At 50.3% G+C, this 18652-nt stretch carries 17 protein-coding genes; 5 read left to right on the top strand and 12 right to left on the bottom strand.

The window, feature by feature from the left end:
- The first annotated feature begins 4 nt into the window (after positions 1-4).
- Positions 5-2758 carry an XrtA/PEP-CTERM system TPR-repeat protein PrsT gene (prsT, locus tag Q3O59_RS03590; protein WP_305944264.1) on the top strand — a complete coding sequence of 918 codons (2754 nt, stop codon included), beginning with the start codon at positions 5-7 and terminating at the stop codon, positions 2756-2758.
- A 47-nt stretch (positions 2759-2805) separates the two neighbouring features.
- On the opposite strand, the gene Q3O59_RS03585 is transcribed toward prsT, so the two are convergent.
- Complete coding sequence (locus Q3O59_RS03585; RefSeq protein WP_305944263.1) at positions 2806-3567, bottom strand: PEP-CTERM/exosortase system-associated acyltransferase; 762 nt, start codon at positions 3565-3567, stop codon at positions 2806-2808.
- Between the two features lie 298 nt (positions 3568-3865).
- Between Q3O59_RS03585 and Q3O59_RS03580 the strand changes: the two genes are divergently transcribed.
- A complete protein-coding gene (locus tag Q3O59_RS03580; RefSeq protein ID WP_305944262.1) occupies positions 3866-4576 on the top strand; it encodes a PEP-CTERM sorting domain-containing protein in 711 nt (236 codons plus the stop codon).
- 69 nt (positions 4577-4645) lie between these two features.
- Here Q3O59_RS03580 and Q3O59_RS03575 read toward each other — a convergent pair whose 3' ends face one another.
- The 3 genes from Q3O59_RS03575 to Q3O59_RS03565 all read right to left on the bottom strand — a co-directional run bounded on the left by Q3O59_RS03575 (position 4646) and on the right by Q3O59_RS03565 (position 8358).
- A complete protein-coding gene (locus Q3O59_RS03575; RefSeq protein WP_305944261.1) occupies positions 4646-6280 on the bottom strand; it encodes an FAD-binding oxidoreductase in 1635 nt (544 codons plus the stop codon).
- Positions 6281-6584: 304 nt separating this feature from the next.
- Entirely contained in the window at positions 6585-7460 is an 876-nt protein-coding gene (locus Q3O59_RS03570; protein WP_305944260.1) for a PEP-CTERM/exosortase system-associated acyltransferase, read from the bottom strand.
- A gap of 55 nt (positions 7461-7515) precedes the next feature.
- Complete coding sequence (locus Q3O59_RS03565) at positions 7516-8358, bottom strand: patatin-like phospholipase family protein (protein ID WP_305944259.1); 843 nt, start codon at positions 8356-8358, stop codon at positions 7516-7518.
- Between the two features lie 136 nt (positions 8359-8494).
- On the opposite strand from Q3O59_RS03565, the gene Q3O59_RS03560 reads away from it, so the two are divergent.
- Genes Q3O59_RS03560 through prsR form a run of 3 tightly spaced genes read left to right on the top strand, consistent with a single transcriptional unit; the run spans position 8495 to position 12668 of the window.
- A complete protein-coding gene (locus tag Q3O59_RS03560; protein WP_369812341.1) occupies positions 8495-9238 on the top strand; it encodes a S1 family peptidase in 744 nt (247 codons plus the stop codon).
- Between the two features lie 14 nt (positions 9239-9252).
- Positions 9253-11277, top strand: a complete 2025-nt coding sequence (prsK, locus tag Q3O59_RS03555; protein WP_305944257.1) for an XrtA/PEP-CTERM system histidine kinase PrsK — start codon at positions 9253-9255, stop codon at positions 11275-11277.
- Between the two features lie 26 nt (positions 11278-11303).
- On the top strand, positions 11304-12668 hold the full coding sequence (gene prsR, locus Q3O59_RS03550) for a PEP-CTERM-box response regulator transcription factor (RefSeq protein ID WP_305944256.1): 1365 nt from the start codon (positions 11304-11306) through the stop codon (positions 12666-12668).
- A gap of 37 nt (positions 12669-12705) precedes the next feature.
- Here prsR and Q3O59_RS03545 read toward each other — a convergent pair whose 3' ends face one another.
- The 8 genes from Q3O59_RS03545 to Q3O59_RS03510 all read right to left on the bottom strand — a co-directional run bounded on the left by Q3O59_RS03545 (position 12706) and on the right by Q3O59_RS03510 (position 18650).
- Complete coding sequence (locus tag Q3O59_RS03545; protein WP_305944255.1) at positions 12706-13812, bottom strand: nucleotidyltransferase domain-containing protein; 1107 nt, start codon at positions 13810-13812, stop codon at positions 12706-12708.
- Positions 13799-14680 (bottom strand): HprK-related kinase A, encoded by an 882-nt coding sequence (locus Q3O59_RS03540; protein ID WP_369812340.1) that lies wholly within the window; start codon positions 14678-14680, stop codon positions 13799-13801. Before Q3O59_RS03540 ends, Q3O59_RS03545 begins: the two co-directional genes overlap by 14 nt.
- Positions 14646-14912, bottom strand: a complete 267-nt coding sequence (locus tag Q3O59_RS03535; RefSeq protein WP_305944254.1) for a hypothetical protein — start codon at positions 14910-14912, stop codon at positions 14646-14648. Before Q3O59_RS03535 ends, Q3O59_RS03540 begins: the two co-directional genes overlap by 35 nt.
- A gap of 19 nt (positions 14913-14931) precedes the next feature.
- On the bottom strand, positions 14932-15525 hold the full coding sequence (locus tag Q3O59_RS03530) for a hypothetical protein (RefSeq protein ID WP_305944253.1): 594 nt from the start codon (positions 15523-15525) through the stop codon (positions 14932-14934).
- 290 nt (positions 15526-15815) lie between these two features.
- Positions 15816-17087, bottom strand: coding sequence for a tetratricopeptide repeat protein (locus tag Q3O59_RS03525; RefSeq protein ID WP_305944252.1), 1272 nt, complete (start codon positions 17085-17087; stop codon positions 15816-15818).
- 2 nt (positions 17088-17089) lie between these two features.
- On the bottom strand, positions 17090-17710 hold the full coding sequence (locus Q3O59_RS03520) for an energy transducer TonB (protein ID WP_228591956.1): 621 nt from the start codon (positions 17708-17710) through the stop codon (positions 17090-17092).
- Positions 17711-17714: 4 nt separating this feature from the next.
- The gene (locus Q3O59_RS03515) at positions 17715-18113 is read right to left on the bottom strand and encodes an ExbD/TolR family protein (RefSeq protein WP_228591958.1); all 399 of its coding nucleotides are present in this window, start codon (positions 18111-18113) and stop codon (positions 17715-17717) included.
- Positions 18114-18125: 12 nt separating this feature from the next.
- Complete coding sequence (locus Q3O59_RS03510) at positions 18126-18650, bottom strand: MotA/TolQ/ExbB proton channel family protein (protein ID WP_091342575.1); 525 nt, start codon at positions 18648-18650, stop codon at positions 18126-18128.
- Between the last annotated feature and the right edge of the window lie 2 nt (positions 18651-18652).

Genomic DNA, 18652 nt, shown 5'->3' with positions numbered 1-18652 from the left:
AAACATGAAAACGACAACAAGGATTTTATCCGGTATAGCGCTGCTGGCAGTGCTGACCGCCTGCAGCAAGAAAGACAGTGAGGCGCATTATCAGTCCGCGCAACAATTTTTGGCCAGCAACGAATACAATGCCGCAGTGATTGAACTGCGTTCGGCCATTCAACAGTCACCCGATGAATACCGTTACCGCCTGGCTTTAGGCAAAGCCTTGCTTGGTATTGGCGATACCGCCAGTGCAGAGCGGGAGTTGGAACGCGCGCTACGCTACGGGGCCCCGGAAGAAGATAGCGCCCTGGCGTTGATGCAGGCCTATTACCTGTCTGGCAACTATCAGGCGGCGATTTCAGCTTTTGAGGCCACTGACCAGCTGTCCGAGCGCACTGCCGCTTTGGTCGACAGCTACCGAGCCCTGGCAGAAATTGAGCTGGGAGACGGCCCTTCCGGCTTGCTGCACTTTGAGCGTCTAAGCCAAAGCGTTCATGCAGATGTTGCCACCATGGCACAAGCGCACTTAAAACTCAGTGCCCAGGAGCCGGCCGAAGCCCTCGCTCTGCTGAACAACATTACCAAGGACAGCGAGCTCTATGCAGAGTCGTTGTATTTATCGGGCAAAGTGTATCTGGCTCAAAACGAACATGCAGCGGCAATCGAGCAGCTCACACACTACGTAGCACTGGCTCCCAGCAAATTGCTGGCACGTTTGCTGCTGGCACAAGCTTCGATTCAGCACGGTCAATTTGATGCCAGTGAGCCCCATCTAAAGCTGTTGCTGCAATTATTCCCAGAGCAGCCTATGGCCAATTACCTGCAAAGTTTGGTCAGTTTTCAACGTAACGATTTTGAAGCTGCCAAAACACACAGTGAGCGTGCCATCCGGCATGGCCTGGTTGGCACCAGAGCCCGGGTGATCGCAGCGATTTCGTCGACGCAGCTGGGCCTGGAAGAGCAAGCCTTGCGTCACCTGGATCCCATCCGCAATCAATTGCACGAGATCCCGGAAGCGCAGCGCTTGTATGCGTTACTGCGGTTAAGAGCCGGAGAAACCGAAGATGCGGCTACTATTCTGGCAACCCTGCCTGAGCACGAGCAAAATCTACAGCTGATCACCAGCACCGCCTTTGAACTGGTGCGCCGTGGCGCCCCGGACTCTGCCCGCCAACTGCTCAGCCAATATCAAGGGGAGTTGGATGCCTCAGGCTTAGCGACGATTGGGACAGTCAAGCTGGGCATCGAAGGTCAGCGTGAAGCTGGGATCCGGGATCTGGAGCAAGCCCTGGCCTTGGATCCATCCATCACACAAACACGCATGGTTCTGGCAATGAGCTATTTGCAGCAAGGCGAGCACGATAAAGCCTCTGCTTTGGCTGAAAAGTGGATTCAGGATCCTGAGATGCAAGTTGCCGGTTACAATCTGCAGGCTTATGCCCAGTTCCTGCAGCAGAACTTTGACAACGCCATGCAGCTTACCGAGAAAGCCTTGCAGTTAAAGCCACTAAACCCGTTCTCGTCCTTGTTGCAAGCCATGGTGCATGTGCAGCAGCGCGATCTGACCAAAGCCAGCCAGCAGTTGAAAGCCATGCTGGATCAGCACCCGGAGTACCTGGCCGGTCAAGAACAATACTATGCCATTTCCAGGGCCTTGCAAGATACCAGCGACGCTACAGCGCGCATTGATCGGCTTCATCGTCAGAATAAAGAGGTGTACCCGGCCCGTTTGCTTCGTGCACGGGTTGCTTACGATCAACAAGACTTCCAGCAGGTCGTAACCTTGTTGCAGGGTATCAGTCTTCCGAACCAACAATTGCCGGCTACCCATCATTTGTTGTTAATTGAGTCCTTCCTAAGACTGGGGCGTCCCGCAGATGCCGTGCAAAAAGCAGAGCGCTGGCACCGTCAGGAGCCAGCTAACCTTCAGGCCGGCTATGCTTTGGCAAACGCTTTAACCATAAACAACAAGCAGGAACAAGCACTGGAGGTTTTAAATAACTTGCTGAAGCAAGTACCGGGCGAGCCACAGCTACTGATTGCACAGATGACCCTGTTGGTGCAAATGCAGCGGCTCGACCAGGCGCTGGCAGTGCTAAACAACATCCCTGAAGCATTAAGCCAACACCCGCAGATGCAGTTTGTGCGAGGCCGGCTGGAATTAATGCGCAATAATCCTGCGGCTTCAAAACGGGCTTTCCAACAAAGTTATGCTCAATACCCAGCCCACGAAACCGCACTCTTTATCGCGGTCAACTTAACCTCGACCGAGTCAGAGCAAAGTGCGCTGGCTTTTATTGATCAGCACAAAGAGCAGCATGGTTCGGACGATGGTTTAAATACCTACTATGCAACCTTGCTTTTGCACAGCGACTCGACCCAAGCCAAGCAAATGTACCAGGAACTGCTGGAGAATGAGCCGAACAATATCATTGCCTTAAACAATTATGCCTGGTTACTGACCGTGGCTAATCAGGCTGAACAGGCACGTCCCTATGCACAACGTGCGATGGAGTTGCTGCCCAATCATCCGGACGTTATCGATACGTACGGCAAGGTTTTGTTGCAGCTGGACCAGCCTCAAGAAGCTTTGCAGCACTTCGAGCAATCGTTAAGCATCCGGCCGGATCACCCCGAAGTGATGCTGAACTACGCAGAAGCGTTGCTCAAGACCAATCAGCAGCCCAAAGCAAAGCAGGTACTGGCTGAAGTCAGAAGTGATGATCCTATTATTCTGGAGCGTCTGGCAACACTGCAAAATCAGCTGAACTAAGTTGTTAGCAAGGCGTTAACCTGGCCAGCTGCATGCAGCTGGCTTTTTTATGCGGTTTCTAATGCGTAACAGGCTTGCTTGTTCAGGCTTCTGGCAACTTCTTCGGTGACAAGGCGGACGAACGGCTGGTAACAGGGGCAAATCGACTCGGTAAGGTCTATGCGGCGAAGAATGCATGGCTTTCGGCGGCCATGATAATCCACCAGGTTGCCGGCTGATTTTACCTGGAAGCCGGTTCGTTGCAGCAGCTTCATCAAAGCCGGCTCCATCATCGCTATTAAAGCTTGCAGATTGGATTGATGCTGAAAAAAGGCCACCAATGCAAAATACAGGCAGGCCGAGATACAGGCAAAGCTTTTTGCTTCACCGGGCTTTGGCGAATAGAGTTGGTGGTTGAGGTTTAAATGTTCATCCATCCATTGCGGACAACGAAAATCACGGCGTACAGCTAACCGGGACACTTCAGCGTAATCCCCTCGCTTTAAGCCCATGGCGGTTACCACAGCCGGGTTCAGTGCTGTCGGGCAATGCTTTTCTGCCGGCAAGGGCCGCTTGGCATTAAATTGATCGTAAGGCAAAACACAACGGGCAGTGCCAGCAAAGATGCCAGTTGCCTTATGCCGGATTAGAAAGTGCCAGGCATGGTGGTCAAAATCATCCCGCTCCAGACCATGCTGAAAAGCTGCTTTATCTTCATAGCCAAACTCTTCACAATACACCTGATAGCGAATGGCATAAGCCTCCCGCTTTAAACGCGGTGTATCGGCCGCGATCAACTCAAAGTAATCGAAGAAATTCGCGATGGACATCACTGAAACCCCAAATGTGACTACCGAGCACTCCATCGCTCTGATTTATTGTTTGTTATCTGCACTGAAGCAGTGTGTTGAGCCAGTCTAATTCAATCCATTCTTGATTGAAAACTATTTTTTAACTCAGCTGCTGCGATGTCTGATTTTTTTACAGCCGCAAAGACCGAAGCAATCACCTGCAAATCAACTCATTTAAAAACAACAACTTAAAAAAAATAAAATTCTGGCACAGAATTGGCATTGATATTTGTAACTTCAGAAAATGATGCGAAGTTGCTTAAACAAGGAGCACAATATGAAAATTCGTACTATGTTAGTTGGCGCCGCTTTACTGGGATTGTCCAGTGCCGCTTATGCAGCCCCAATCACTGTTGGTGGTGTGACTTGGGATCCAAATGCCGCAATTGATTTTAGAGCACAATTTGATTTTGCTCAGGAGTTCACTGGTAACCCAGCAGTTGCTGGAACAGAACTGTTCGGTTACGGTATTGTTCGTTCCATCAATGGCACAAACGAAAGTGTTTTTTGCACATCGTGCGAGTTAACTTTCGAAATCGGTGGCTTCTTGACTGATGGTGCTGGTGGTTTTGTTCAAGAAGAAGGCTTTATCAGAATTTTTTCTGACTCAACGCCTGATTACGATTTCACCAATAACCCAATGGACGCAGCAACTGCAACTAATGGTTCCTTGTGGTTGGAATTGCTTGCTCGTGATATTGCATTCGTGACTTTATCACCAGACCCAGCAACACCATACACTACTGGTATTTTATCTGCGACTTGGGTACTAGGTGATGTTACAGCCGCAGCTTATGGTAATTTCCAGCAAGGCTTATTTAACGGCAATGATGCTTCCAGTGTATCAGAAGCGTCACTTTTCATAGGCAGTACTTTTGATGGTTCAGGTGTTCTGCGCGCAAGCACAATCCCAGAACCAGCTACCATCGGCATCTTAGGTTTAGGCTTACTGGGCTTAGGTGGCATGGCCCGCCGCAAAAAAGCTTAATCGTAAGCACCGCTAATAAAAAACCTCCTGCAATTCAGGAGGTTTTTTTATGGCTGTTTTATGGGGTTGTTATGGGTTGTAGCGCCCCGGGCTAAGCAAGTGATGCGGATCCAACGCCGTTTTCAGCCGTGCAACCAGTTGCCAAAAAGCGCTGTCTTTTTGCAGCAAACGTTGCTGCTGCTCCAGATTGAGGCGGTACGGCACCCAACCCTGCTCTAAGCCATAGGCCACCAGAGCCGTTAAACAGGCTTGCGCCTGCTCACAGGCCGTTGAGTTGCTGGCATCAAAAATGATCGGAATGGTGCTATCCACGCAATCATGCCGTAAATTGGTAAAGGTGATCATCGGCTCGATACCGTATTGTGGGCAGATTCGACGGACGGTTTCGACAAAGTGCCACATCGCCTTGGTTTCCATTGGAATCAATGGCGCATACCAAAGCAAACCACAGCCATCCCGAGCCGGGTTTAGTGGATTTCCGGGGGCCGGCTGCAGCGATGCGTTACGCCAGTAGGGCAATGGCAGGGCGACCTGGTTGGGCTTGCCCAGCATAATCTCAATACCCGCTTGCATCGAGGCCAACATTCCCCGCTCTTTCGCCAACCAGGATGCCGGTAAATGCGGTAACAAACGGCTCGCTATCCGAATCAGAGGGCCATTGGATAAAATAATCTTACAGCCCAGCCCCTTACACAGTTGCTTCACAACAGCCTGAGCCGCGGCAACCACTTGGGGCTCACCGTAAAGCGATCCGACAACGGTCCAGGCAGGGATTTGAAAGTTCTTTGCAATAGTTTGCAGCTGCTGCTGACTCATCACCTGATGCTGAGCCGGGCCATTGGGATTGGGAGCCATCATGGCAGCCAGCCGGCGTTGATCCATCAGGTTGATGGAGCCGACGACCCCTTCCAGCCGCTGCAACAGCTTAAACACCAGCTGTTGTGCTTTGGCAAAATCAGTATCCTGCTTAAATTGCAGATAAAAGGCGCAAAAACCTTTCGGTCTGGCTTTTAAACGTAGCGACAGGGAAGTGACAATGCCCAGATTGCTCTGGGTCCATAGTCCATCCAGATAAGGCCCTACCCCGTATTTGTAACTGTGATCGATTCTATCTTCGCCAGATTGATCCAGTTCAGCAATCGCCGAGCGAAATGGCGTGCCGTCGGCAAGAAAGCCCCGGATACTGGCTACCGCACCAAAGTGATCGGTATAAGGCGTGATGCCATAACCGCGCTCCAGCGCATTGGCGAGGATGCTGCAGCTTGGTCCTGCCCCGGTCACCGGGACCATAAAGTCCAATTGCCCGGCCTGCAAAAACTCCCACAGCTGTTGCTGCGTGACGCCTGGCTCAACCTCGATCAGTCCAAGCTGGGCATCAATCAGCCGGATCTGGTTTAAGGCAGAAAGATCCAGCAATACGGAACTCTGATTGGGTGCCCGGCTCGAACCGTAGCCCCAATTATTGCCGGTACTGATGGGGTGGATTGAAAAGTGCAGTTCACTTCCGGCCAACTGATTTGCCAACTGCAGCAAAGCTTTGATATCCGAGACCTGCCTGGCACAAACAACAATGGGTGCCTGATAGCGGATAGCTTCACAGTTTTGTCCATAGCGTTTCAGGTCCTCAGGGCTCACCAAGACCTGCTCTGGTTGCAACAAAGCCATCAACTGCTTGCTGAGCGCTGATTTTTGTTCATCATTCATCTTGATTGTCCACTTCGGTTATCAAGCCAGCCACGCTATCTATGGCATGGTGTTGTCAGATAAAAAGCAGCGCTGTGACTTAAAAGCCTGTTGGCCTTTGCTGTTTGTTTTTTCAACTGCCTGGCTGGCCTGTCTACAAGGAAAATTAGTTAGTGCCCGTCCAGAAAGGCGGGCACTAGCGCAGCGCACGGATGCGCTACCATTTTCAGTGCGTGGTAACGCATTGAAAATGTGAGACAAATGGAAATCGCAATTTTCATTTGTCGTTCCTGAATAAGGGCAGGAGCCCGTTTCTGGATGAAAACTAGTTAGTACTCACCTGAGGGTTCATGCTGAAGCCGTTGTTGTAGCCTTTATCCGTCGTCGGCTTTAACCCCCCCGATTGGATCAGATCACGCTCAACCGACTCGAGCAGTTTTAAATAGCCCGGGCTCAGGTTTTCACGCAGTTGCCTTGCATCAATATAAAAAGGGGCTCGCTTGCCATGAAACTCGATCAGCTTACCAATTTGCTGAAATTGGATCCCGACAAAAGTCAGACTTCGGGCCAAGCGGGGCTCCATCATCACAAAACCGTGGTAGCGCTTGGTTTGCATCGCCATAGCCGTTGCCGCTAAATAAAGACAAATGGCAATGTAGGGGAAACAACGCAGCTCAGTTTCCGAAAACGCCTGCTCATTAATGGCACCGGTCGCAGCACCTTTAAACTTATCGATGGCCCGTTTACGAAAATTTTCCGGCACTGCAAGCCTGGATATTTCGCAGATAGCGTCGCGCGGAAAATTTGCCGGAGACAGTTCAGGATGGTCAATGGCATGACTGCAAAACTGTTCGATAGGAAGCAACTCCTGCTCCGCATTTGACTGGATCAGCCGCACGGTTCCGGCCAGGCTTTTAGAGCTCAGATGACGGACAAAACAGTGGATGGACCGGTTATCAAATTCGTCATGCTCTTCATGACTCTCTTTGATATCTTCAAAGTTCAACTCTTCGCAATAGACTTGATGACGTAAGTGATAAACCTCATGCCGCAGCTCTTCGGTGTTGGCGATTTGTGGTCGCAGATATTGTGAAAAGTGTTTGGAAATAACCTTAGCGTCATTGCTGGCTAAGGAGGTCATCGCGCGTTTTACTACGCCACCAATGATGGGTTTATCGGCAAGGCTTTTGAGTTTTTTCATGGTCCGTCATTACTGCATCGCGTTAAGTCTGAGTTCATCTTAGTATGGCTTGAGTTTACTGCCGAAGCCAGTTTAATTTTTTCGGAATTACATCCATCGACGTCTCGTAACCCAGGCGCAATAAATGCAGTTTGGCTTCGAGCGACAAACTAAAATCCACAGAGGACACATCGCCGGTATTGATTAGGATGGTGTTGTGCCAGTACTCGGCGTGAACGTATTCTCTGGATACAGCGTTCATAAAGGTCTGGATCAGCATATTGATGTAAGATACCAGCGGAAATAGCCGGTTTTTACGAACCGGCTTCTCTTCTGAGTCACTTTTTAGCCGGAAGCATACCGCAGGAATATGACGACCAGACCAGTCTTTGTGCAATGCATCTTCCGATAAAATCACGCCATCGGCCATCACGTGGCTGTGAAAGCTCTTGAATGAGAACAACAAGGGAATGGACATCGAATAACGAATGGCCTGCGAGATTTTAACCGTTGGCGTCAGGGCTTTATTAAAAACCACTGGGCCACCACCATTAATATCGGTAGCCAGCACATGCAAATCAAGCTCAAGATCGGCGAAGGTTTTCCCTTCCAGCTTGTCATCCAGCCACTGCTCGAACCGATTGCCATCGGACAAGCCTCCGGTGCGCAATAACGACCAAAACGAAATTTCTTTAAATTGCTTAAAATCCGTATCCATCGCCAAGACTTTGATGGCATCCAGGCTCCAGCCGGCTGCATACAAAGCCGCCACAATGCTCCCCCCTGATACACCAACCAGATGATTAAAATGCAGCCGCATTTCTTTTAGGGCCATCAAAATGCCGATATAGCAACAGAGCCGGGTACCTCCGCCGGAAAAAATTGGCACAATTTCACGCTCCAGGGGTTGGACTAACATCGGTATATCCTTGTAAAAATAGCCCTGAAAACCGGCAATAGAGTGAATCATTTTTGCAAAGCTGACACAATACGATACACTCACTTGTGTTGAACGCTTAGCGTTTCGATCAAAGTTTAGACCAAGGATGATGAAAATGCGTTTGCTAATCGCGTGGTTGCTGTTTTTTTTCGGCTCAGTCCAAGCGGCTGAGTTGGTGGAACTGATCCCTCAGGTCAAGCCTTCAGTCGTTGGTATCGCCATTCATAACCCTACCGCCTCCCCCCGTTTGCAGTTTATTGGCACAGGCTTTGTGGTTGGCAACGGCAAGCAAGTCGTGACCAATTACCACGTGATAGGTCGTGCTTTGGATGAGTCCAGGCGTGAGCAGTATGTGGTGGTATCGGGCTCGGCCCGTGACATCACCATTCACCCGATGACCGGTCGGCGTAACGCGCCCCAGTATGACCTGGCGATCATGGAAATAGAGCAGGCATTGCCAGCGCTTCGCCTGGCGGGAAAAGACTATTACCCGGAAGGCAGCCGCATTGCTTTTACCGGCTTTCCAATCTCCAATGTGTTGGGTTTGTATCCTGCAACCCATCAGGGGATCATTGCTGCCATTACCCCTATTGCTATCCCGGTCGATAATTCACGTGATTTGCACATTCAGGCACTACGCCAACTGCGTGAGCCTTATTTAATTTATCAACTGGATGCGACCGCCTACCCTGGCAACAGTGGCAGCCCTTTGATCCATCAAGCCAGCGGCAAGGTGATTGGTGTGATCAATATGGTGCATGTTAAAAGTACCCGGGAAGCGGTGCTCAGCGATCCGAGCGGGATTAGCTATGCCATTCCGGTTCGTTATGTGCATCAGTTACTGCAACAAACCCCTTAACGCCGGCCACTCGAATGCTGCCGCTCTGGAATCAACTGGCCCTGGATAAAATTGGTTTTGTTCTGGCCGCCATTGGTTATTTCTTTTTCTTTGCTTTACTCCTGACGGTAAAAGCTCGCAATGTGCCACGAAGCATCTTGCTCGGCTTTGTCTTGTTGACGGTGGTCTGGGCTTCGCTTTATGCCTGGCAGCCGACCACAGCTTACCAGAACCAGTGGTCACTCTGGCTCGAGAATAGCCGCTTGCTGGCGTTGGTGCTGTTTTTGTACGCAGCCTTGCAAAGTCAGCAGCAGTCGCTGTGGTTGTTTGTGCAGCGTAAAGAGGTTTGGACAACTGTCGTGGTGATGCTGGCGTGGACCCTGCTCGCCTCTATTCAGTTGGTGCCGGTTAACTTACTGCTGACAGGGCAATTGGTTCTCTGCGTTTTTATTCTGGCTCTGATTGAAGCCTTGTATCGCCGTGCAGGCAGTGCGCGTTGGCAGTTTAAGCCATTGATCGTCGCCCTTAGCATCATGGTGCTGTTTGATTTTGTACTGCTGGCCGAAGCCAGCCTTTTTCTGCGGATAGATGCGCAGCTGTGGTCAGCCCGAAGCTTTATTCAGCTGCTGATGTTGCCGCTGCTGGTCATTTCCATTCGTCGCATCAAGGCCTGGAACATTCGTGTCTATATCTCCAGGGATATCGTGCTGCAAAGTTCCCTGGTGCTGGCTGCTGGCCTGTACCTGAGTTTGCTGGCGTTAGCAGGTTTCTACATTCGTTTCAGTGGTGGTGCCTGGTCTGAACTGTTGCAAGCGACCTTCATCGTACTTGGCTTCGCCATTCTGGCCGCATTGTTGCTGTCCGATACCATGCGACGAAAGCTTAAGGTGTTTATTGAAAAACACTTTTTTGAAAACACCTTCGATTACCGGGCCAAATGGCTTGAATTAACCCACAGGCTGCGGCAAATAGACGTCAATCACGACGATGTGCATCAGGAAGCCCTTGCCAGTTGGCTGCAAGCCATTGGCTACCACAAAGGCTTATTGTTACGCACTCAACCGCAGATCCGGGTGTTGGCTCGAATCAACCGCCCCGAGCTGACCCCGGCCGAGCGAACTATTGCTGAGCATTACCTGGCGCAACAGCAACTGAAGAACTGGATTGTCGATTTAAAGCAGACGAAGGATCCATTCGTTGCGCAACTGGCATTGCCTCCCCAATCCTGCCACTCCCAGATTATTATCCCAATCCTGGCAAAAGACGGTCTCTGGGGACTTTGCATGCTCGATACAGATCCGGCCCTGCAACTAAAATTGAACTGGGAGTTACGGGATTACCTGCTGGCAGTCACCGAGCAAATTGCCAGTTATCTGTTTTTGATGGAAGCCAGCAACAAACTGATGGAAAACGCGCAGTTTGCGGCTTTTAGCCGAATGTCGGCTTTTGTGGTGCATGATCTTAAAAACATCACCGCACAATTGGGCTTGCTGCTGAAAAATGCAGAGCGTCATCAGTCGAACCCTGAATTTGTGGCCGATGCCTTTGACACCATAGCCTCCAGCAAGCGGCGAATGGATAAAATGCTGGCCCAACTGATGGATAAAGAGCGGCACGATGAGCAAGAATCCAGATTTCAGCTTGCTCCTTTGTTAGCGCAACTGATTGACAGTCGCTGTCAGGGCCAGCAGCCAATCCCTCGGTTGCAAGTTGAACAGGACAGCCAGTTATCGCTGGATAAAGAGCGCTTTGCCAATGTGCTGTTTCATCTGATTGATAATGCCCAGCACGCGACGCCTGATGATGGTCAGATCACCCTGACACTCAAACAAAACAAGGATTGGGTTGAGCTCAGCATTCAGGACACTGGCTGCGGCATGAGTGACGATTTTATTGCGACCCGGCTTTTTAAGCCCTTTGACTCGACCAAAGGCAACGCTGGCATGGGGATTGGTGCTTACGATGCGCAGATTTTTGTTGAGCAATGTGGCGGCCAGCTGTTGGTACACAGCAAGGAAGGTGAAGGGACTACCTTTACCATGCGACTTCCTTTAAACTAGTACAGAGTTAGGACAAGGATTGTGACATGAAGACACTGTTAATCGTAGAAGATGATCTTGGTATTCAGAAGCAACTAAAATGGAGTTTACCCGATTACGAACTCGTCTTTGCCGAAGACCGTAGCTCAGCACTGACTCAGGTACGTCGTTACGAGCCAGCTGTCGTGACACTGGATCTTGGTTTGCCGCCGGACCCGAGCAATGCTTCTGAAGGCTTAGCCTGCCTGACCGACATTCTGGCCATACACCCCGATTGCAAAGTGATTATCATCACCGGCAATACCGACAAAGAGCATGCGCTTAAAGCGGTCAGCCTGGGTGCTTACGATTACTACCAAAAACCCATTGAACCAGAAGTGCTGAGCGTCATTCTGGCCAGAGCTTTTAAACTAAGTGCATTGGAGCAGGAAAACCGCTACTTGCGCCACTCCGGGCTGCACCAACAGGACATCATCGGCAACAGCGATTCCATTTTAAAAGCCTGCCGCATGGTTGAAAAAATTGCCCCCACCGAAATTACCACCTTGCTGCAAGGTGAAAGCGGCACCGGCAAAGAGGTTTTTGCCCGCAGCATTCATAAACAAAGCCCCAGAGCCGACAAACCCTTCGTCGCCATTAACTGTGCCTCCATTCCGGAAACCTTGCTGGAAAGTGAGCTCTTTGGCTACGAAAAAGGCGCCTTTACCGGTGCCAATAAAACCACCCTGGGTAAAATTGAATGTGCCAACGGCGGCACCTTGCTGCTGGATGAAATTGGCGATATGCCGCTGAGCCTGCAAGCCAAGATGTTGCGTTTTTTGCAAGAGCGCGTCATTGAGCGATTGGGTGGCCGTCAGGTGATTGAAGTGGATGTGCGGGTGATTTGTGCCACCCACCGCAATCTTTCTGAGATGGTTGCTGAACAAAGCTTTCGGGAAGATTTGTACTACCGGATTAGCGAAATGACGCTCTTTATCCCGCCACTGCGAGACCGTGGTCAGGATGTGCTCATTATCGCCAAGGCACTGCTGCATAAGTTTAACCAGGAGTTTAAGACTCAGGTGCATGCCTTTTCTGAGGACGCGGTTCAGGCTTTGTTACAGCATCGTTGGCCGGGGAATATTCGTGAGCTGCAAAACAAGCTTAAATCTGCTGTTATCTTAGCGGATAGCAAACAAATCACCGCGGATGATCTTGGTTTGAGCAGCTCCGGCGAGCACAGCGCACCCAGAACCTTACGCAAAGTGCGTGAAGATGCAGAAAGCCAGGCCATTCGCGAAGCCTATGCGCTAAGCAATGGCAACCTGTCAAAAACAGCGGACTTGCTGGGCATTACCAGGCCAACCCTGTACTCGTTGATCGATAAATACCGCTTGATCGAGTTGCGGAACAACGAACCTGCTAATTCCTAGTGACTCAGCGTCACCGACATCCTTCAACCAGAGCGGCTTAACGGCGCTCTGGTTCGAAGTAGCTTTTCCCCAGCACTGCCATCATTACAGCCCTGCTACTTTTGACTGCAGTATGCCACAACAGCACAGAGAGCGGCATTTTAAGCCAATGGCCACGTAACCAGCTTAATTGATCAGCCAATCGATGTTGCCAGCCATCGGTTACCGGATGGCGGGGACACAAAACCCGCAAAAAAATAAAATCAAGCAAGGCTTGATGCAGCTGGTTTCTCTGCTGTGCCGCCAGTTCATCCAGGAAGAACTCAGGAAAAGAGGTCCCAAGCAGCTGCTTGCAGTAACGACATGCAAGAAATAGCTCAAACAAAAAGCCGGTTTGTTGTGCCAACTGCAGTAACTGCTGCCAATCATCAGCTTGCCTAAACTGCCCAAAAAGCAAATGCAGATCGGTGAGATCCCGAAAGCCGTGTTTGAACTCCTCATTAAACAGCAGATGCACCAGACTGTGCAGTGTCATTGCAGGCAAGGCCAGTACCTGAAAACCTTGCGGCGACTGCACCAATTGCTGCAAAAAGACAGCCATATCCGGGGCACGACCAGAAATCGGTGGAATCAGGTTGTGATGAATGTCGAGCACAGTGCCGCGGCTATGATGGCGGATCGGCGGAATTTCATGAGTCCAGCGACGATAATAGTGCTGATCGTAGGCTGTCATGGCTTCACCGTAATACCCGTGTAAAGCAAGTCGTTGCTCCACCGCAGTGATCTGCTCTTTTGGCACCAGCACATCGATATCGCTGTAAGTTCTACCAGAGCCCACTGAGGCTTCAAACGCCAGTGAATACGCAGCTCCTTTTAAAAACACCGGACAGACTCCTAGCGGAGCCAACAGGCTCACAAGTTCAGCCGCTTCAAAAACAACCTGATGCTGCTGCTTGCTCGCTAAAATCTCAGCATTGCGTAAATGATGCTGAGCATAGTGGGGCAATTGCTCAAATACCCCTGCCTGGCGAAACCAATGGCCATACCGGGCGAGCAACTGATGTTTTCTAAGCAACCTGACCATTAAAGGCCAATGCTGCTCAGGGATAGCCACAGCTGCTTCAGGCGACTTTACCAGCCGCATCAGCCAGTCAGTCGGTAGCATCAATCAACTCCTGCTGCAAAAAAGCATCTACCTCGGCCAAGTCCTGGTAAAAAATTTCAAAACCGGGCACTTGCTCAATCAACTGACACAAGGTGCTAAAACCATCATCACCAATCACGCCATAATTGAAGGCATTTTGTGCCAGCTGCATAAAGCTTTCGGTTTTATTCAGTTGATACACCTGCAGCGCCTGATCTGCGCGGAAGTTTGGAAAAACCACGCCAATGATTTCAGCCGGGGTGCAGCTTTGTTGCCAGCTGTCTTCAGGTGGCGATAGGTGGATGACATCCCCTTTGTGGGTATCGGAGGCAATGGTCGAGAAAGTTGCATCCGGAAACCAGCTTTTTGCCAGCGTAATGGAATTGTTTTTTAAACAGATGGGACGAACAAACGGCAGCACCGTCCGACTAAAAGGCTGAATCAAGGCCATTTCATCGGAAAGCAAGCGCCAGCCATGAAAAGCCAGCCAGGTCGTTAAGGTGCTTTTGCCTGAGCCTGGTGGTGCTGGAAACAAAATGGCTTTGTTGTCTTTGGCTAACACAGCGGCATGAATAATGACGTGCTGCATTTCATGGGTGGCGATGCACCAATTCATGCCCCACTCCAGCATGGCGTAAGCTTGCTGTTGCTGCAGTGGCTGAAAAGGTTCTTGTTGATCGGCAAAAAAACGTGCTTGTGGCCGGTAAAAGCTGCGGATGCCCTCGGCTTTTTTGACGGAGACATAGTAGTCAGGCTTGTCTAAGCAGTCGCTGACTGCAGAGCCATATAACCGACGAATGTTCTCATAAACAAAAGGGATATCCGATTCAACCAGAAAACGAAACGGAGCCAGTTCAAGTGCTAGGGTGCGGGTCATCTGATTGTTCACTTTGCTTCCAGGGAGCGGCCAGCATCTTCTCGAACTGGCGTATCTCATTGCCTTGAAGCGTCTCAGGATAACGCTTGGACAGGCATAACGCCATAAAAGCATCGTAATCCAGTGCTAATCCAAGAGTTTCACCAGTCAAGCGATTAAAAAAAACCACCCCGGAGTCGTCGGAAAAAAAATGGCAGCTAATGTTAGCTGCCAATACATTCGATACGTCTTTCGCAATAGCCACGGCTGGTCTGCAATGACAATTAAGCGTGGTTGTGATCTATCAGCTGACCCAGAGCACCACCGTAGATACTTGGCCCCTGATCTAAAGCCTGCTGGTAGAGGTAAGTTGCAAAAGCGATGTCATCTGCAAAAGGTTTATCATGACCGATAATTGGATAGTACATAGCCGGTTCACCTAGCGCAGAGAAATAGGCATTCAGATAGATACCAACCAAATGGAAATTGATGTTACCTGGTCCACCAAGCTTCCCATTGCCATTGCCAGCACTGTTCAAAATATCGCCAAGGGTAGCATTGTGGCCAGACTTTAAACTGGAATAAGGGGTACCTGTGCGATTAAAAGGGGCACCACCAAAAACATCCACAAAACGACGATGATTTTGTGAAGTTAGCGAATTCATAAAGTAACCAGGAGACTGGAGCTTGACAGGAACCCCATTAGCAAAATCAGAGCCATGCCCGGAAGCTACGATGGATTGCGCAATACCACCGCTTCCCGCCCAGACCGAGCGAGCTGGTAGCGACGCGATAACAATGCCGGCACCTGTCCGCATTAAAAATTTGCGGCGACTTTGGCTGGCTTTGTGATTTGCGTGATGATCCTTTTTATCCATCGAAGACGACTCCTTTGCACAACGATTTTGACGGTATAGCACAACCATTAAGACTGCAAAAAACACGCCAAATATAAAATTCATTTACTAATCAAATGATTAATCAGCTAGCCTTAAGCACCCAAACTGTCATTGTAAACTAACCTGACAACTTGATAGCCAATCACTGCTGAGCAAGTATACAACAAAAGATGGCTGCTGAATAGCTCAGCTCAACTGAGGGGTGAGGGGCTGATAAAACAAAAAGGCCCGATGCAATCGGGCCTTTGGTAACAGAAAATGAGCGACCTTTAGAGGTCGACTCCTTTCTGCTTGGCTTTTTCGCGAATGTACTGCTCCCAACTCCTAGCCTGACGGGCAAGGGCTGAATCGCGTCTTGCCTGTTGCGCAGCTGCTAAAGCCTGCGGATACTGCTCGAGGTAGAAATGTGCATTCACCAGGCTCATCTGAACTCGGGCAGGATTTTCCACATTCAACTCCAACGCACGATTAAACGCAGTGATGGCGTTGCGGTAGCGTTGGATGTTTAGCAGAGCATCCCCTTGCCGACGGAATGCCTCAGGATCATTTTCCAATTGACCGAGACGACCGTAAAACTCAGCTGCTTTTACGTACTCACGTGCGGCCTGGAAGTTGCTCGCTGTCGCCATTAACAAGGTACGATTTTCGGGGATGACCCCGGCTTTCATCTGCTCTTCGAAAATAGAAGCAGCACGGAAAGGTACTTCGTTGTTGGCATACATCTGACCGTACATTTGAAAATGCTGCGAAGTCTCCATATAGCCAAGGATCCGAGCAACACGTAGAGCGCTCAATGCCTTGATAAAGTCTTCCTGCATTTGGTAAGTGCTGCCCAGGTAGAACCACCACTGCGCGCTTGCTGGGAATAACACCACCATTTCTTCAAGTACAGCCGTTGCTTCCGGGATCCGTTGCGCTTCAAACAAAGCAGCAAACTTCAGCGTGTAGTAGGCTTCAATTGGCTCTGGTGCCATCGCAATAGCGCGATTGATCGGATCGATAACCTGAGCGTACTGTTCAAGCAATTGGTGCGCCTGGGCAATACGCATAAACACATCGTGCTTTTCGTCACCAGTAAAGTGCATCCATTTATTGTATGCTTCAATGGCTTCGCGGAAGTTTTCTTCCCCCATATGCAGTTGCGCGATGGTCTCAAGAACATTGGCTTGATCGTTGAAGCTCAACACATCGGGTTGGGCCGCACGCTGCAAATACTCCAGAGCACGTTTGTTGTCATCACCGATAAAGAGCTGACCGATGTATCTGTCAACAAAGGCGCGGTCAAAGTCCGAACTTGTGCGGGTATCGATCAGGATTTGACGTGCCTCATTGGTCTTGTCTTCCTGATACAAGTCAAAGGCACGAGAAACTGAACGGCCAGTCCGCTCTGAGACGACCTGAGTGCGACGATCACGACGCTCTTGGATACGTTGCTGCCGCTCGGCTGCAGTTTCCGCAAAACTGACTGGGGTGTAAAAGCCACCAGCAGACAGTGCGAAAGCCATTGCCAATGCTGAGGTAAGTTTTGTGAACTTAGTCATCATTAACCTCCGGCCATATCTAAAGTGAAGTCAAGTTGCACTTGCAAGCCATGCTGCTGCTGAGGGCGACCATCCACAATTTTTGGTTGGTAGCGCCAGCGGCGCAGTGCACGTATGGCTTCACGGTCGAACACACGGCGTGGTTCTGCTTCGATCACTTCGACGTTGTCAACACTGCCGTCTTCCATGATGCTGAAGCTCAAACGAACCCAACCCTGCAAACCATCCCGTGCTGCCTGAACCGGGTAACGCGGTTCAATCCGGACGATAGGCTGAGCATCGCCATCACGCATCAAAGCGCCCGAGGGGTCACCGATACCGCCGGTGGCACCACCTAAATCCAAACCTGGCATATTAAAGCCGACTGCGCCTGACACATCGGTTTGCTCCGGTGGTGTTTGCGGCTGCTGCGGCGGTTGTGCCGGTGGTGGCGGTGGTGGTGGCGGAGGTGGCCGCCGCACCTGGGTGTCCATATCCGGCGGTGTGGTATTAATTTCTATCACAATCCGCTCTTGCTCGTCAGCTCGACGTTCCCCGGTCCCTTTGACCAGGGTCGCCATTAACAAGAACAATAGAAACGTTACCACAGCACCAAGAAATAGCGATGTAAGTAAACGTGCCATAGTATCACTGCTCCCCGGCGATAGTGATGATGTAATCACCTGCCGCTTTGATTTGATCCATGACTTCCATTACCCGGCCGTGCATAGCTTCTTTATCGGCCTGGATAATAATGGTATCGGTCGGTGACTCAGCAACCAAACGCTCAATGTTTGCTGCGACCCGCTCCACATCCACCATACGACGGTCCATCCAGATCTCACCATTTGGACGAATGGCAATAAAGATGGTTGCGCTGGGTTTTTGTTGGGCCTGAGTTGCCTCAGGCTTGTTGACGTCAATACCGGCTTCCTTGACGAAGGAAGTGGTCACGATAAAGAAGATCAACATAATGAAAACGATATCCATCATCGGCGTAATGTCGATTTGGGCCTCGTCGTCTTCACGAATACGTTTACGTGCCATAAAAATCTCTCTTTAATGATGCGGTAAGCTATCAACCAAGCTCGCTTTTTCCCGCTTTGCTCTGATCTCTAACCGCGAGCTGAAAAAGACTCCGGAAAGTGCAGCAACCATCCCAGACATGGTCGGAATTGTTGCCATGGAGATACCTGACGCCATGGTTCTTGGGTTGCCTGTACCTTGAGTCGCCATCACATCAAAGACCGCAATCATCCCGGTGACAGTTCCCAAAAGTCCAATCAAAGGACACATAGCGACCAGCGTCTTTATCAGCAGCATATTCTGGTCAATTTTTGTTGTTGCTTCAGAAATCCAGGTATCACGGATTTTATGAGCATACCAAGAGGTGGTGTCCTCCCGGGCATCCCAGCGGGCGATAATCGCTTTCTTTTCCTTTGGGAAAACCGCTTTCAGATACCAGTAGCGCTCTAACATGAGAAACCACATGATGAAGAGCACCAGGGCGACAATGTACAAGACATTGCCCCCGGTATGAATAAAATCCTGTACCGATTCCCACAGCTCAATCAGCTGGAGCATCA

The organism is Alkalimonas delamerensis (assembly GCF_030717955.1).
Classification (GTDB): domain Bacteria; phylum Pseudomonadota; class Gammaproteobacteria; order Enterobacterales; family Alteromonadaceae; genus Alkalimonas; species Alkalimonas delamerensis.
The sequence above is the reverse complement of the archived record's forward strand: the minus strand, read 5'-3'. Positions and strand labels throughout refer to the sequence as shown.